General features: G+C 64.5%; 12 protein-coding genes. 10 read left to right on the top strand and 2 right to left on the bottom strand.

Annotated elements, in window-relative coordinates; all coding sequences use genetic code 11:
- The first annotated feature begins 256 nt into the window (after positions 1-256).
- The 9 genes from AC1DVS_RS11560 (at position 257) to AC1DVS_RS11600 (ending at position 9,163) form a co-directional block, all read left to right on the top strand.
- The gene (locus AC1DVS_RS11560; RefSeq protein WP_478023111.1) at positions 257-2,293 is read left to right on the top strand and encodes a tyrosinase family protein; all 2,037 of its coding nucleotides are present in this window, start codon (positions 257-259) and stop codon (positions 2,291-2,293) included.
- Positions 2,294-2,335: 42 nt separating this feature from the next.
- On the top strand, positions 2,336-4,993 hold the full coding sequence (locus tag AC1DVS_RS11565; protein WP_478023113.1) for a LodA/GoxA family CTQ-dependent oxidase: 2,658 nt from the start codon (positions 2,336-2,338) through the stop codon (positions 4,991-4,993).
- Positions 4,959-6,092 carry an FAD-dependent monooxygenase gene (locus AC1DVS_RS11570; RefSeq protein WP_478023114.1) on the top strand — a complete coding sequence of 378 codons (1,134 nt, stop codon included), beginning with the start codon at positions 4,959-4,961 and terminating at the stop codon, positions 6,090-6,092. The genes AC1DVS_RS11565 and AC1DVS_RS11570 overlap by 35 nt, the downstream gene beginning before the upstream one ends.
- The gene (locus AC1DVS_RS11575; protein WP_478023116.1) at positions 6,089-6,790 is read left to right on the top strand and encodes a copper chaperone; all 702 of its coding nucleotides are present in this window, start codon (positions 6,089-6,091) and stop codon (positions 6,788-6,790) included. Before AC1DVS_RS11570 ends, AC1DVS_RS11575 begins: the two co-directional genes overlap by 4 nt.
- A gap of 121 nt (positions 6,791-6,911) precedes the next feature.
- Complete coding sequence (locus AC1DVS_RS11580) at positions 6,912-7,697, top strand: sulfite exporter TauE/SafE family protein (protein WP_478023118.1); 786 nt, start codon at positions 6,912-6,914, stop codon at positions 7,695-7,697.
- A gap of 102 nt (positions 7,698-7,799) precedes the next feature.
- A complete protein-coding gene (locus AC1DVS_RS11585; protein WP_478023120.1) occupies positions 7,800-8,123 on the top strand; it encodes an ArsR/SmtB family transcription factor in 324 nt (107 codons plus the stop codon).
- A complete protein-coding gene (locus tag AC1DVS_RS11590; protein ID WP_478023122.1) occupies positions 8,120-8,530 on the top strand; it encodes an SRPBCC family protein in 411 nt (136 codons plus the stop codon). Before AC1DVS_RS11585 ends, AC1DVS_RS11590 begins: the two co-directional genes overlap by 4 nt.
- 43 nt (positions 8,531-8,573) lie before the next feature.
- Positions 8,574-8,795: a hypothetical protein gene (locus AC1DVS_RS11595; RefSeq protein ID WP_478023123.1), complete on the top strand. Its 222-nt coding sequence runs from the start codon at positions 8,574-8,576 to the stop codon at positions 8,793-8,795.
- Positions 8,792-9,163: a DUF1801 domain-containing protein gene (locus AC1DVS_RS11600; RefSeq protein WP_478023125.1), complete on the top strand. Its 372-nt coding sequence runs from the start codon at positions 8,792-8,794 to the stop codon at positions 9,161-9,163. Before AC1DVS_RS11595 ends, AC1DVS_RS11600 begins: the two co-directional genes overlap by 4 nt.
- Here the strand turns inward: AC1DVS_RS11600 and AC1DVS_RS11605 are convergent.
- Positions 9,160-9,507, bottom strand: a complete 348-nt coding sequence (locus AC1DVS_RS11605; protein WP_478023127.1) for an L-rhamnose mutarotase — start codon at positions 9,505-9,507, stop codon at positions 9,160-9,162. The two genes, AC1DVS_RS11600 and AC1DVS_RS11605, sit on opposite strands and share 4 nt — an antisense overlap.
- Positions 9,508-9,853: 346 nt before the next feature.
- On the opposite strand from AC1DVS_RS11605, the gene AC1DVS_RS11610 reads away from it, so the two are divergent.
- Positions 9,854-12,214: a glycoside hydrolase family 95 protein gene (locus AC1DVS_RS11610; RefSeq protein WP_478023129.1), complete on the top strand. Its 2,361-nt coding sequence runs from the start codon at positions 9,854-9,856 to the stop codon at positions 12,212-12,214.
- A 549-nt stretch (positions 12,215-12,763) separates the two neighbouring features.
- On the opposite strand, the gene AC1DVS_RS11615 is transcribed toward AC1DVS_RS11610, so the two are convergent.
- Positions 12,764-15,685 carry a glycoside hydrolase family 31 protein gene (locus tag AC1DVS_RS11615; RefSeq protein WP_478023130.1) on the bottom strand — a complete coding sequence of 974 codons (2,922 nt, stop codon included), beginning with the start codon at positions 15,683-15,685 and terminating at the stop codon, positions 12,764-12,766.
- Positions 15,686-15,699: the final 14 nt, after the last annotated feature.

Here is a 15,699-nt window from a genome sequence, read left to right on the forward strand (position 1 = left end):
TCCACCTCAAGCATGTCGCCCCTCTCGATTTTTATTCTGTCCGGAAACAACGCGTCGGCGCGTCAAACGGGCCCAGCACCATCGTAGCCAAAACGGTTCCGACTCTGCCCCGGGTCTCTGGACTTCATCGGCGGCCGATAGGACACGGTGAGCAGCCGTTCACGCATATCGTGAAGGCCTGCAGGGGAGGCATTATGCCGCATATCGAGGGGCGCCAAATCGAGGGTCCGCCCGCGCTCTTGCTGGAGCAGGCCCGGTGAGCGCCACACTGGCACCCGAAGCGCCCCTGTTCGGCTATGCCGACGTCCAGGAGATCCTGCGCGCCGCCGCCGGGGAGAATGGCGGCGTGGGCGCACTCGGCGCTTTCTGGGAATTGCCGCTGCCCGAATTCCTCGGTCTTAGCGTGATGGGTCTCGCGCTGATCGAACCCGCACAGGCTGGCGGGAGCTGCTGCGGCAAAAGCGGTGGCGCCGCTGGGCGTGGCGCGCGGTCGGCGCTGGTGCGTGGCCTGCGCGGTCAATCACCGTTCGACGGTACCCAGTTCCCGCGTCTGCCCTGGGGCGGCACGAAGGTGAGCGATACCGATATCGACCTGATCGAGGCGTGGATCGATGAGGGCTGTCCCGGCGGGCTGCTCGATTCACTGCCGATCGCGGGCGAGATCAGCGTGCCCGGCGAGACTCGCATCGCCGTGACCGGCCTCGCCGGCCCGGTCTTCTCGCCGGCCGACGATCCCGGTGCCTATCGCCACGCCAAGGGCGAGCTGCGCCAGCGCATGGACATTGACGCGATGTCCGAGCCGCAGATCGAACGGCTCCGTTGCGCCTTTCGCGAGCTCTACAATCTCAACAAATGGGTTGGCGACAAGCGCAGCTACAACAACCTCGCGCTGATCCATCAGAATCACTGCCAGCATGGCTGGGAGCGCTTCCTGCCCTGGCACCGCGTCTATCTTTACGAGTTCGAGCAGGCGCTGCAGGACCATTGTCCCGATGTGACCATGCCCTGGTGGGACTTCCCGGCCGAGCGCTATCACCCCGAAGACCCGTCGACCGGCGCGATCCTGCCCGAGGCGTTCAAGGGCTTCCTTACCGAAGCATCGGTGCGCACGCTGCGGGGGCAGGGCTTCCCCGCGAGCATCGCGACGCTGATCGGCAAGCATTACGCCTCGCCGCAATCCTTCTACGCCGCCGTTACCGAGGCGACCAAGGACCCGAAATATGTCACGGGCGACTATCGGAAGCGGCTGATCGACGCGCTGCTCGATGCCAACTCTCTCTGGTATCCGCTTCGCTATCCCGGCGAGTTCGGCAAGGGCAAGACGATCAACACCCGGGTCCATTATCACTACCCGACCCGGGAGGATCTCGACGAGATCCTGGCGCTGCGCACCTTCCGCGATTTCGGCGGCGGCAGCCTCTATGTCGACAGCTTCGGCTTCCTCGACCAGAATCCGCACAATACGATGCATATCTGGACGGGCGGCTATAACACGACCTCGCCCGCCAAGGCCCTGGCGTCCGACGATCCCGCGGACCGCAACAAGATGGTCAGCGTCTCGCGCCGCAAATTCCACCAGCGTGAGGATCTCTATTCCGAGCCGCCGAACGGCGACATGTTCAGCAACCTGACCGCGTCCTATGATCCGATCTTCTGGCCGGTGCATGCCAATATCGATCGGCTGTGGTGGAAATGGCAGCAGGACCATCCCGATGGCCTGCCCGCCGATCTCGATGCGCCCTTGTCGCCATGGAGCTATGCCACCCGCGATACGCTCGACATGTATCGGTTCGGCTATGAATATGTGCGGGGCGGCTGCATCATTCCGGTCGGGCTCTCCAATCCGGTCGGGCGTTTCGTCTCGGCGCCGATTCCGGTGCCGGAGGCAGTGCAGAAGGGTTATCGCTCAGCCGAAGTGCGGCTGCACCGTGTGCCGCAACTGCCGCGCTCCTGCTTCATCCGGGTGTTCCTCAACACCCCCGACGCCGATGCGTCGACGCCGCTGACTGCCGAGGGCTATGCCGGTTATGCTGCGGTGTTCGGACATGGTGATTGCTACGGCGGGCCGGGGCATTGCGACCTGCCGCCGGCGGTGAACCGCAAGTTCGACTTGCGCGAGCGCAGCATGAACACACCGCGCAACCACCGGATCGACGTGACCCGCTGTGTCCGCAAATTGCTTGCGGCCGGAGCGAAGACGCTCACCGTCAGCCTGGTGGTCATCGGCGCCTCCTATGAGGAGGATCGCGAACTGCTGCGGCTGGACGGGGTTTCGCTCAACTTTCTCGATTGAACACAAAGATCGCGTCCGTCGGGCGCGGTAGGGGAGATTCGCATGGCGCCGCCACCGGTTTACCGCATCCATCCGGCGATCGGCATCGCGCGCCTCGGCGACAGCCCGGACGAGTTCTGCATCTCGCCCGAAGGCCCGGCGCAATTGCCGATCGACTGCGATGTGAAGGGCAACCCCTATAAGGGCGACAAGCGCGTCACCAAGTTCAAGGATGGCCAGGGCCGGATCAAGCGCCAGGCAGCGCGCTTCCATATCTATGTCTATGACGACGATCATCCCGACGGCCGCGCGCTGAAGGTCGGCGACCCGATCGAAGGCGGCGGCAATCAGGGCACGCTGGTCGACATCCAATGGCGGGTCCAGCTCGCGAACAAAAAGGCCGCCTGGTACACATTCGATGGGCTGCGCGGCGAGGTCGGCTATCCCGACGATACGCCACTGCGCAATCCGACCATCACGGACGAGGGCGCGCGGCAGAAGCTGATCATCGATCCCGGCCCGCAGGCAGTCGACCTGACCCAGCGCCGGGCGAGCTTCTCGCGCGACGGCAACCCGATGTACGCGGTGAATTTCCCGCCCACCGGCATGCAGCCGCACGACATCGACACGCTCGGCGAGATCATGACCGACGACAAGGGCCGGCTGCTGGTGCTGGGCGGCCATGGCCGCAGCGGCACCTTCAACACCGGCTTCGGCTATCCGCGCATCGAGAGCTACGCCAATACCGATGGCTGGTTCGATGATATCTCCGACGGGCCCGTCATGGCGCGGCTGGTGATGATGGAAAGCCGGGTCAATCAGCTTCGTTATATCGATGTCGAATATCCCGCCTGGGTGCTGGTCGGCTATCCGCGCTACGCGCCCGAAGTGCTCGATATGATCACGCTCGAGGATGTGATCGAGGACATGTCGATCCGCGAATTCGCCTATCGCACCGATATGTACGGCACGCGCGGCACCTTCGCCGAGCCGCAGAAAATCGATCCGCTCGATACGCCGGCTTTGCTGCACTGGAAGGCGGGGCCGGTGCAGTGGAATCCGGATTACCGGCCCTGGTTCTGGCGCGATATCTGGCCGATCCTGTTCCGTGCCGACGAATTCTCCTATTTCAGCAACATCCTCCAGCAGTCGAATTATCCGCACAACCAGTCGGATCGCGGCACCTTCGATCCCAACAAGCTGTCGGTACCGCCCCGGATTGCGCCGCGCTCGCTCGAGCGCAAGCTGCGCCGGGCGGTCGATGAGCATGTCTCCGGGCGTTTGCTCGAAGCAGCGGTCGAGCCGAGCCTGATGCTCCTCGATGCGACACGGGCGCCTGGCGCGGCGGGTGCGATCGATGAGGCGGGCGAGCCGCTAAAGGTCGCCGCAGCCGCCTTCACTGTTGCGGTCTGCCCGCCCGAAGCGGGGGAGGATCCCCAGGCGTATGCGACGCGCTGGCAGCGCCTGTTCGCCGAGAACGAGGAGGTGCCGGTCCCGGACTATGCCGAGGCGAAGGCGGGACTCGATGCTGCAGTCGAGGCGGCGATCGTGGCCATTGCCGCAGCGGTCGCGCCGGAACCGGCGAAGGCGAACCTGCTGATGGCGCGTCGGACCTCGCGGCAGGAGCCGACCGGCCCAGATCGCACCCAGAATCCGGACGAGCCGATTGCCGCCGTGCTGCACCGTCTGGCGTTCGAATATCGCTCGGGCATGCTGCTCGCCCGCGCCTTCGAGACCGCGGCGCGCGATGCGACCACCGATCCCGACCGCGCCGCGCGCCAATATCTATTCGATCTCCTGCGCAAGCCGGGCGAGGAGAATCTGTTCCGGCTCGATGCCAATCCGGCGACCCGCACTTATCTCCAGCCGCTGATGCCGTTGCTCGCGGGCGACAATCCGATCACCAACAAGACGGTCAACAAGTTCCTGCGGCTGACTGACACCCAGCTCTTCCTGCTTCGGCAATGGGCGGCAGGGCATTTCATCAACGAGGTCGGTGCCGGTTTCGCGCCGCAGCCCGACCCGTGGGAGCCCTATAAGGGCTGGACCGCCACCACCGGGCGCGAGCTCGATCGCGGCGTGCTCTCTAACCTGCTCGGTGGCGCCTTCTGCCCCGGCGGTGAGGTCACCTGGATCATCCGCAACCCGGCGATATGGCGCGAGCCCTATCGGCTGAAGGCCGATCCCGCATGGTACACGTTCCAGCTCACCGCCGCGCAGCAGAACCAGAATCGCTGGGGCGCCGATCTCGCCGAGGAGGGCTATATCGCCTATGCCGGCGATCCACTGTCGCTGAAGAGCAATTTCTCGATCGGCCTTCAGCCTGGCGACGTCACCAAGCTTTCGGGGCTGCCCTGGCAGGCCGATTTCAACGAATGCTCGACCCAGACGATCGACATCACCTATGAGGACTGGAACAAGCTCAGCCCCGACAGCGTCGGCGACACGATGATGGTGAAGGAGCAGCAGGTCTGGGAGACTCTGTGGTGGCCCGCGCACCGGCCGATGCAGGTCTATTATGATCTCGGCGACCAGAATTACCAGTTCCGCAACTGGGCACGCGGCATCCCGCAAACCTATGCGGGCGATCTCAAGATGGTGACTGAGTGGTCGAAGCTCGGCTTCGTCGTCCGCAATCCGACAGTGCCCGAGTCGAGCCTCAATGCACCCTCGCCTCAGGTCAAATATGTCTGTGTCGAAGATTCCGGCGTCGACAGCTGATCTCGCCATCGTCGGCGGTGGGCCGGCGGGTGCCGCCGCGGCGCTGACGCTGCGGCGCCATGCGCCGGGGCTTGCGGTGGAGATTCTCGAGGCGGGCGACTATAGTTCGGCTCGGCCCGGCGAGGTCCTCCCCGCCCTGGCGCGCAGCCTGCTCGATCAGCTCGGGGTGCTGCCCGCCTTCGAGGCGGCGGGCTTCGTCGTCGGGCGGTCGGTCGCCGCGGCATGGACCGACGAAGAGCTCGAGGAGCGGCACAGCATCTTCTCTGCGCGAGGCCCGGGCTGGCATCTCGACCGCGCCCGTTTCGACCGTCTGCTCGCCGACGCTGCGATTGCAGCCGGGGCGAGGGTACAGACTGGCAGGGCAGTGCGGTCAGCGGTGCCCGATGGGGAAGGCTGGCGCCTGATACTTGCGAATGGTGACCAGGTGATCGCCCGCGCGGTGATATGGGCGACCGGGCGGAACTGGCGGCTGGCGCGGCCGCTCGATGCGCGGGTGGGCGTCCATGACAACCTTGTGGCGCTTGGCCGTTTCTTCGAAGGGGTGGAGGGCGATAACCGAACCATCATCGAGGCGCGGCCGGAAGGGTGGTGGTACAGCGCCGACCTTCCGGGCGGGCGCCGCATCGTCTGCTGCATGACTGACCCGGAGGTAGCCCGCACGCTCGGCCTGAGGGGCGACGAGGGATGGTGGCATGCGCTCGAAGCCACGCGACATATGAGAGTGCTGGTTCCCGAGACGGCGCGAGCGGGGGTGGTCGCGGTGCGGTCCGCCGGCACCGTCACGCTACAGCCGGCTGCCGGCAGGCGCTGGGTCGCAGCCGGCGATACGCTGTTCGCGGCAGATCCGCTTTCGTCGCGCGGCCTGATCCATGCGCTGCGCTCGGGTATTCTCGCTGCCTATGCGGCGATGGACATGCTCGATGGATGTGAGGCGGAAAGCCGGCGGCGGTTTGCGATGATGAGCGAACATGGCTTTACCGGCTATGCCCGCTCGCTTGCCGACCATTATGCCGCGGCCGCGCGGTGGCCGGATGCGCCATTCTGGCAGCGCCGCACCGGCGATGCCACGGGCAAGGCCCGGATCGGGAACGGGTCGTGACGATCGGCCCAATCCCGTGGCGCCAGATCGGGGTGCTGGCCCCGAGCGCGCTGGCCTGGATAGTGTTGTCCGGCAGCGCCATTCCCGGTCTGCCGGATTTCTGTGGTCCTGGCGGACATTCGGCCGCTGCTGCCCTTGCGGGCGCGGCGATTGCGCTGCGTCTGAACCCGATCGGCCCCCTGCTGATATCGTGGCTGCTGATGCTGTGCGCGATGATGCTGCCGGTGTTGAGCAGGCCGATTGCGGAGGTTGGCGCGCTAGGCAGTTCACGCTTTCGCAGCACCTTGGCGGCCCTGGCGTTCCTGAGTTCCTATGCTGCTGTCTGGCTGGCGGTGCTGATGCTGCTCGCGGCCGCGACAGCTGGTCTTCGCCTTGCAACCGTGGCGGCACCCCTGATCGCGATCGGCATCGCCGTCGCGTGGCAGGCGACGCCCGCCAAGGCGCGGTGCCGCCGTCTGTGTCGCGACGCAACGATCGCCTGGCCCAGTCGCGCTCCAGAGCTCAGGGGCCTTTGCCACGGCGTGGCAACCGCGCGTGCCTGTGCGGGATCGGGCTGGGCGCTGATGGCGTTGCCATTCCTGTTCGAAGCGGGGCATCTCGTCGTAATGGCGGTGGCGACTTTCGCCATGGCTTGGGAGCGCCTCGGCCCAGCGCAGAACCGTGGCAGTTTCGGATTGGGTCGCGCGGCCGTGGGATGATGGGCCTGTCCCGCGCCGAAACGATCAGATACAAAGACACTACCCCGCAGAAGCTTCCGTTTCTTGCGGCCGGCCTAGGCATTGGCGCAAAGAGCCGCATTCGGCTGCACGAGGATCGCAAGTGAGTCTGGGCGACATCAACCTGCTATATTCACTTGCCGGGCTCGCGGTCGGTATCCTGGTCGGCCTAACAGGCGTCGGCGGCGGGTCGCTGATGACGCCGTTGCTCGTCCTTGCGTTCGGTTTTCACCCGGTGACTGCGGTCGGCACCGACCTGCTCTATGCTTCGGCGACCAAGACGGTCGGTGCGGGCGTACATGGCATGCACGGCACCGTGGACTGGAAAGTGGTGCGTCGCCTCGCCCTGGGCAGCGTGCCCGCGACGATCCTGACGCTGCTGGTCCTCGCTTATGCCGGCAGGCGATTTGAAGGGACCGAGCATGTCATCACCGTCATGCTTGGCGTCGGCCTGATCGCAACCGCGATCGCCATGCTGTTCCGTCGCCAGATCCTTGCCTATTTCGCTGACGGTATCGAGGAGATGAGCTCGGGCGGGATCGGGCGGCTGACGACCACGCTGGGCGCCATCCTTGGTGTGCTCGTGTCGCTGTCTTCGGTCGGCGCCGGGGCGGTCGGTATGACCGCCTTGCTGGTGCTGTATCCGAAGCTGCCGGTGAACCGTCTGGTTGGGTCCGACATCGCCCATGCGGTGCCGCTGACGCTGATTGCCGGCACTGGCCATTGGGTGATGGGCTCGGTCGATTTCCATCTGCTGCTGTCGCTGCTCGTCGGCTCGGTTCCGGGCATCATCATCGGCAGCCTCATCTCGACTCGGATCTCAGACCGGTTTCTGCGTCCGATCCTCGCCGGAACGCTCGCGATCGTCGGCGGCAAACTGATTTTCTGAGCGCAGCGCCAGGGGCCGATTGCTGCTCAGAAATTTCTGATTGACGAACTCATAACTCCACGGTTATTGGATTGATCAATAGCCAGCGAGTTATGTGTTCCGATGTCACCCACGCACGAAATGCTCTTCAAGGCGCTTGGCGATCCGACTCGCCGGGCCATTTTCGAGCGGCTCTGCCGTGGGGGCGAGCAGACGGTCGGAGCGCTGACGGCGCAGGCGGGGATATCGCAACCGGCAGTCTCCAAACATCTCGGTGCCCTGAAACAGGCCGGGCTGGTGCTCGACCGCCACGAAGGTCGCCAGACGCATTACAGTGCGCTGCCCCGCGCCCTGGCGCCGCTGGTCGACTGGACCGGCGAGATGACCGGCTTCTGGGAAAGCAGGTTCGACGATCTCGAAAATTTGCTCAAAAGGATGGATCAATGAGCGATACCACTGCCGAAACGCGCACTGTCACTGTCGAGCGCGAGATAGCCTATCCGCCGGAGAAGATCTGGCGCGCGCTCACCCAGCCGCATCTGCTCGCCGAGTGGCTCATGAAGAATGATTTCATGCCGGTCATGGGCCATCGTTTCGAGTTTAGTGGCGACTGGGGCTCGGTCGGCTGCGAGGTCCTGGAACTCGAGCCGAACAGGTCGCTGGCCTATAGCTGGGGTGGCATGGGCCTCGAGAGCGTCGTCACCTGGACGCTCACGCCGTCGGGCACCGGCACTCATCTTCGCATGGAGCAGGCGGGTTTCCGGGCCGATCAGCAACAGGCCTATCACGGCGCCAAGTTCGGCTGGGCGAAGTTCTTCGCCAACCTGGAGCAGGTGCTGGCGCGCGAGGCGTGAGAGGCGGCGCCACATCCAACATCTCTTCGACAAGGAGGTCTCAATGAACATGAACCTTTGGATTCGGCAGACCCATCGCTGGCTGTCGATTATCTTCACAGCGACCGTGATCGCCAATTTCGCCTGCATGGCGGTGGGGACTCCGCCAGCCTATGTCGTCTATTCGCCCCTGCTGCCGCTTTTCCTGCTGCTGTTCAGCGGCCTGTACATGTTCGTGATGCCCTATGCGGCCAAGTGGCGTAGCGCGCAGGAGCAGGTGCAATGAGCGAACTCTCTCCATCCGAAAAGATCGACGAGCGGATCCGGGAGCTGGGTGACTGGCGGGGCGAGATGCTCTCGCGGCTCCGCGGGCTGATCAAGCAGGCCATTCCCGATGTGGTCGAGGAGTGGAAGTGGCGGGGTGTTCCGACCTGGTATCGCGACGGAATGCTCTTCACCGGCGAAACCTACAAGAAGGTCGTGAAGATGACCTTCGCCAAGGGCGCTGCGCTCGACGACCCGTCAGGCCTGTTCAATTCGAGCCTCGACGGCAATGTCAGGCGCGCGATCGATTTCCAGGAGGGCGAGGAGATCGATGAGGCGGCGTTGAAGGCGCTGTTTCGCGCGGCCGCAGCACTCAATTCGGGCAGTTAGCCCGGCTGATCGCTCAGCGCGTAGATGCGTTCCGTCGTCACCCACTTCACCCCCTCGGGGGCGAAGGGCAGGCGGCGCTGGAAGCGGTCCATCAGGCGCTCCCAAGCCTGGATTTCAGGATCAGTCGCGTCGCGCATGGCCTTGGCAGCTGGATCGAAAGCGGGTCCGGTTTCCATCACCATGACCAGTCGGTCGCCTGCCTGCCAGATTTCCATATCCTCGATGCCGCTCTCGCGCAGCGATCGCGTGATGGCCTCGGGCGGGCCGCCGGGACGGTGCCAGTCGCGATAGGCCGCGATAGCATCCGGATCGTCCTGAAGGTCCAGGATCAGTATGTGGCGCATGGCGGCATTCTCGTTCTGGCTCGCGCAGCATCGCGCGGTGTGGCTGGTACGCGAATCGCAGCACTACTCAAGGGCAACCGATGTCGCCGAGCCCGTGGATACCGCCACGTTGGCCCCACTTCATCTCGACAATTTGACTTGAAGTAAGCACTTGTGCAATCTGGCTTTCATAAATGAAATCGATTGCGTGAGGCCGGAGAGGCTGGATGTTTGATACGCCCGTTTCCCTCCTGGGCCGCCGACTGATGGTCGGCGGCCTCTTTTTTGTCCGCAAAACATGTGCTTGCTCGCCTGTTTCGTGGCGATGACCGACAATCCGATTATCTTGGCGATGGGAAAAACAGAAATGGGCAAAGGCCAGCGCTTCACAAGGCGGGCAGTGATGGAAGGGTCGGCCGCGGCGGCTGTCGGGCTCACCGTATCCGGTCCCTTGATCGCCGCCGAGACAGTCGCGCCCCACCGCAACCGCCTCTGGTATCGTCAGCCGGCGCATGAATGGACCGAGGCATTGCCGATCGGCAACGGCCGGCTCGGCGCGATGGTGTTCGGCGGGACTGCGCATGAACGTCTGCAGCTGAACGAGGATACGCTCTGGGCGGGCGGGCCCTATGATCCGGTCAATCCGGAGGCGCATGCGACGCTGCCCGAAGTGCGGCGGCTGATCTTCGCCGGCCGCTATGTCGAGGCGCAGGCGCTGGCCAATGCGAAGGTGATGGCCAAGCCGCTGACTCAGATGCCCTATCAGACGGTCGGCGACCTGCTGATCGATATGCCGAATGTCGATGCCGGATCAGTGACCGGCTATGAGCGGGAGCTCGATATCGACGATGCGATCGCTACGACGCGTTTCGTTTCGAACGGCGTCACGTACCGTCGATCAGTCATCGCATCGCCCATATTGCAGGTCATCGCAGTCCATATCGAGGCTGACCGGCGCGGCGCGATCGATCTGGATCTGGGCCTCACCTCGCCGCAGGATTCCGCGCTCACGATATTGGGCGATACGATGCTGCAGTCCGGCCGCAACCGCGCCGATCATGACGTCGCGGCCGCGCTTCGATTCGAGGCACGCGTCCGTGTCCTGGCGAAGGGCGGCGCGTTGCGCGCTGGTGAAGCCGGGCTTGCCCTGCGCGGCGCCGATGCTGTGACCCTGTTGATCGCCATGGCAACCAGCTATCGCCGATTCGATGATACGGGGGGCGATCCGTCGGCCGTGACGCGCGATCAGATCGCGCGCGCGAGCAAATTCCCGTTCGTCCGCATCGCGGCGGAGACGGCAGCTGAGCACCGTCGCCTGTTCCATGGCGTTTCGTTCGACCTGGGGCGGACGCCGGCCGCCGACCTGCCGACGGACGAGCGCATCCGGACATCCGAGACCTCGGACGATCCGGCGCTCGCGGCGCTCTATTTCCACTATGGCCGCTATCTGCTGATCTGTTCTTCGCGGCCCGGTAGCCAGCCGGCGAACCTTCAGGGCATCTGGAACGAGAGTACCAAACCGCCCTGGGGTTCCAAATACACGATCAACATCAATACCGAGATGAATTACTGGCCGGCTGAGCCGACCGGGCTTGCCGAATGTACCACGCCACTGATCGCGCTGGTCCGCGATTTGGCCGAGACAGGCGCGAGGACAGCGCGTGAGATGTACGGCGCGCGCGGCTGGGTCGCGCATCACAATAGCGATCTCTGGCGTGCCACCGCGCCGATCGATGGCGCGCAATGGGGGCTGTGGCCGATGGGCGGTGCCTGGCTCTGCACCCATTTATGGGAGCGCTATGATTATGGCCGCGACCTGGCCTATCTGCGGTCGGTCTATCCGCTGATCCGCGGGGCTGCCCTGTTCTTCCTCGACGTGCTGCAGCCCGATCCGGAGAGCGGCGAACTCGTCACCAACCCGTCGGTATCGCCCGAGAACATCCATCCCAAAGGCGCCTCGCTGTGCGCCGGGCCGGCAATGGATATGCAGATCCTTCGGGACCTGTTCGATCAGGTCGCCACCGCCGCAGGCCTCCTGAAGGTCGATGCGGAGCTCGCCGCGCAATTGCGGGCGACACGTGCTCGCCTGGCGAAAGACCGGATCGGCGCCCAGGGCCAGTTGCAGGAGTGGCGGGCGGACTGGGACGCGGACGTACCGGAGCCGCATCATCGGCATGTCTCCCATCTCTACGGCCTCTATCCGAGCCATCAGATCAATCTCGACGACACGCCTGATCTCGCGCGTGCGGCGCAGCGGTCGCTCGAGCTGCGGGGTGACGAATCGACCGGATGGGCCACGGCCTGGCGGGTCAATCTATGGGCGCGGCTGCGCGACGGCGAGCACGCGCACCGCATCCTGCGCTTCCTGCTCGGCCCGGGGCGCACCTATCCGAACATGTTCGATGCGCACCCGCCATTCCAGATCGACGGCAATTTCGGCGGGGCGGCGGCGATGGCCGAGATGCTGATGCAGAGCCGTGGCGACGAGATTTTGTTGCTGCCGGCGCTGCCCTCCGCCTGGAAGGCGGGTTCGATCACCGGCCTGCGCGCGCGCGGACAATGCCGGGTGGATCTGTCCTGGAGGGACGGCAAGCTGGCGGCCGTGACATTGACCGGCGGCATCGCCTCGGCGCGTGTCGTGCGGCTGGGCGACCGCCGGATCGAGATCAAGCTCGCGCCTGGGCGCCCGGTCCGGTTGCTGGGGCCGGCATTGTCGCGCTCGACTTAGGAGCGCGATGCGCCGCTGACTGCCATTCGCGAGGGCGTCGTCGCGGGGATGAAATTCCCTGTTATTTGCGCGGAACAGGGAATTTTTTTCTTTTTTTCGGCGCCGTTCGCAGCTGAATTCTAAAATTATCAATATATTACAAGTGATTATTGAATTTTGCGTTCGCCCTGCTCTCGCCGGAACAGGGAATAACAGGGAAATTAACAGGGAATTTGCCGCGCAGGCGCCGTCCTTGGCGCCGCGCGCAGCATTCGAAGAGCCAGACGATAAGAAAGAGCGGTTCAGGCTTCTGAGACGTCCCGTGCGCATCTTATGGCCGATCCGGGGATGCGGTTGAATCATGGCTCCGCTCTGGGCGCGCTGTGATGGTGCCGATTTATCGTCATCGGGCTTAGCCTGGTCGTCATTCCGGACTTGTTCCGGCATCCACGTTGCCGCGCAACCATCGGCACTTTGGCTTGCGGCGCATTGGACCCCGGAACAAGTCCGGGGTGACGATGGGGCGTGGTCGCAACCGATGTCAGGACTCAGCATCCCAGGACAGCGGACTCACCAGCCGAATGTCACACTCGCCGCTTTCCCGGCATAAACGAGCTGCCTTTTGACCGGCACCGCACCCATCAGCGCGAAGTCCAGGCGACGCCGCGTCACCATGCCCGGGAAGGCGCCACGTCGTGCACCGATCGTCAGCGTGTGCGCCTTGTCGTTCCAGACGAGATCATAGGTTGCGCGCTGGCCCTTCTCATAGGCGTAGGTTTCGTTGTCGTCTTCATAGACGGTGAAGCGCGCATCAGCGCCCGGATAGATCCGCACTTCATAAGGCGCGTCGGGCCGCTCGGTCGCATATTGCAGGTCTGGGCCCATCGGCACGATCGACCCGGCACGGGCATAGAGCGGAACCACGTCGAGCGGCGCTTCGCGTGATACGGTCTCGCCGCCCGCAAAGCGTTCGTTGGTCCAGAAATCATACCAGCTACTGCCTTTCGGCAGATAGGTTCGCATGGTCAGGTCGCGCTGCGCATTCACCGCCGCGGTAGCCGAACGCAAGTCCGAGGGCCGGCGCCAGGCGAGGCGCAGAACACGGTTGCCGTCGATCTGGTAATAATCGATGCGGACAGGCAGCCGCTCGCCCTTTTTCAGGACGCGCCTGACGCTGCGATAGCGCTCGGCACCAGCCGCCCAGTCCTCCGTCGCCTTCTCGCCCGCAAGGAACAGACGGAAACCGTCATTGCCGGCGACGCCGATCTCATACTCGCCGTCCTCCGGCGCGATGATCTCGCCCTCCCAGCGCGCAGAAAAATGCCGGAGGCTCGAGAGGCCGCCCGGGATTTCCGCCAAAGGCGGATCAGGCCAGTTGTGATCGACCTTCTGATCGACCAGCTTGGCCTTGGGCGTCTCGAAATTCTCGCCCTCAAAATATTGCAGCGCCAGGCCGGACTGTCCGTCCGGCGTGCGCAAATACTCTGTCGGGATGGTCGCCGCAGGCGGGGGCAAAATATTGTACATTGCGCGCGTGACAGGGTGAACGAGGAGCGCGGGCCCGAACATGAAGCTGTCGTCGATGGTGTCGGTCGCCCGGTCGTCTGGGAAGTCCATCATCAGCGGGCGCATCATCGTGTAGCCCGCCGAGGTCACCTGCCAGCTCAGCCCGTAGATATAGGGCAGCAGGCGATAGCGCAGGGCAACGCTGCCGCGCAGCGAGGCATAGACATCCGGATCGAGCGTCTTGAACCGGTAAGGCTCGCGCTCGACGTCAGTGCCGTGGATGCGCATGATCGGGTTGAATGTGGAGAATTGCAGCCAGCGGGCAAAGAGTTCCCGCCATGCCGGATTTTTCTCGCCGCCGGGGAAGTCAGGGACGAAGAAGCCGCCGGTGTCCTGAGTCCAATAGGGATTGCCGGTCACCGTCACATCCACGCCGCCCGCGACCTGTTGCTTCAGGGTCTTCCAGCTGGAGACGATATCGCCGCTCCACGATGCTGCCGCGGTGCGTTGCGCGCCTGCCCATGCCGAGCGGGTGAGGGTGAGGACCCGTTTGTCCGATGTCGCGCGCTGGCCGTCATAGGTGCCTTGCGTCGTCATCAGCGAATAGGGATTCAGATAGCGGGCGAAATCGCCCAGCGCGTTCGAGCCGAGCGCCTTGGTGTCGCGGATATTGTCCTGCGCGTTCCACATCGCGCTGCTCACCTCGATCTCGGTGCCGTCCATCCACAGCGCATCGACGCCCTTGTCGAGCAGGCCTGATTTGACGTGCTTGAAATAGATCTGGCGCCCGACCGGGCTATAGGCGTCGTAGACGCGCGCATGCTTGGAGATCCAGTGCAGCGGCTCGAACCGCAGACCCTTGGCGTCGAGCTCATGGGCGAGGGCGGTGTCGTTGCCGATCGAGGGCCAGATCGACACCATCAGCTTCATGTTCAGGCCGTGGATATCGCGCGCCATGCCGGCGGGGTCGGGATAGCGGACCGGATCCCAGGTCATCCCGCTCCAGCTGCCGTCCTTGTCCGATCCCCAATATTGCCAATCCTGGACGATGTAATCGAGCGGGAACTGCTCCTTGCGGAAGGTGCGTGCGATATCGACCAGCTGCGCCTGGGTCTTGTAGCGCTCCTTGCTCATGAACAGCCCGAAGGCCTGTTTGGGGTACATCGGCGCCTGGCCGGTCAGCGCGCGATAGGCGCCCACCACGGCGTCAGGCGTGTCGCCGCCCATGAAGTAATAATCCACGCCGCCCGGCGCGCTCTCGGCCCAGAGCGAGGCGCCGTTCGCATCGTCCTTGAAGCGCATCTGGGAATAGGTGTCCCACATCACGCCGTAACGACGCGACGACATGATGACCGGGATGATGATGCCCATATTGGTCTGGACCAGCAGCACCTCCTTGCCGCGCCTGTTGCTGGTGTCGTCCCCGGTGAAGCCGAGGCCGTAGATCGCCTCGTCGGGGCGCAGCGTGAAGCTGTTGCTGGCCTCATAGGTGGGCGCGCCGGAAATGGTCGCGACCTTCAGGGTCTGCGGGTTGGCGGCTTGTTCCTCAGTGTAGAGTTTGCCGCTGCGGTCGAGAAAGCGAAGGGCGCCCGTCGCCTTGTCGATCTCGATGCGCAGCTTCGCGCTCGTCAGGGTGAGAGCGCTGGCCGTTTCGCTGAGCGTGAAGGCCACCGGCCGGGGCCCGGCGGTTACGACGATGCTGCGCGCAGTCCAGTAATTGCGGCCGAGATTGGCATTCACCCGCACCGTATCCGGCGCATAGAAGATCACGTTCTTGGTGACCTCGCCCACGCGCACCTGCACGCCATCGGCCAGCCGGGCATAGGCGAAGCCCTGCGCGGCCGGCAGTGGAACGGCCTTCAGATGCCCGTTCGCATCCAGCCCGGTTGCTGCACGCGCATGCGCGGCGTGAGGCCGCGTTGCGGCAATCGAGGGAGCCATGCCAAGGCTGATCAACCCGATCACCAGCGCGCTTTTGAGTCTCATCTGGTACCCCGGCT

It is taken from the genome of Sphingomonas sp. P3_C5, assembly GCF_056402635.1.

Coding starts and splice junctions, on each gene's coding strand:
- AC1DVS_RS11615 (WP_478023130.1), bottom strand. CDS start 15,685: ATGAGACTCAAAAGCGCGCTGGTGATCGGGTTGATCAGCCTTGGCATG.
- AC1DVS_RS11600 (WP_478023125.1), top strand. CDS start 8,792: ATGAGCGAACTCTCTCCATCCGAAAAGATCGACGAGCGGATCCGGGAG.
- AC1DVS_RS11610 (WP_478023129.1), top strand. CDS start 9,854: ATGGGCAAAGGCCAGCGCTTCACAAGGCGGGCAGTGATGGAAGGGTCG.
- AC1DVS_RS11595 (WP_478023123.1), top strand. CDS start 8,574: ATGAACATGAACCTTTGGATTCGGCAGACCCATCGCTGGCTGTCGATT.
- AC1DVS_RS11585 (WP_478023120.1), top strand. CDS start 7,800: ATGTCACCCACGCACGAAATGCTCTTCAAGGCGCTTGGCGATCCGACT.
- AC1DVS_RS11590 (WP_478023122.1), top strand. CDS start 8,120: ATGAGCGATACCACTGCCGAAACGCGCACTGTCACTGTCGAGCGCGAG.
- AC1DVS_RS11565 (WP_478023113.1), top strand. CDS start 2,336: ATGGCGCCGCCACCGGTTTACCGCATCCATCCGGCGATCGGCATCGCG.
- AC1DVS_RS11570 (WP_478023114.1), top strand. CDS start 4,959: ATGTCTGTGTCGAAGATTCCGGCGTCGACAGCTGATCTCGCCATCGTC.
- AC1DVS_RS11605 (WP_478023127.1), bottom strand. CDS start 9,507: ATGCGCCACATACTGATCCTGGACCTTCAGGACGATCCGGATGCTATC.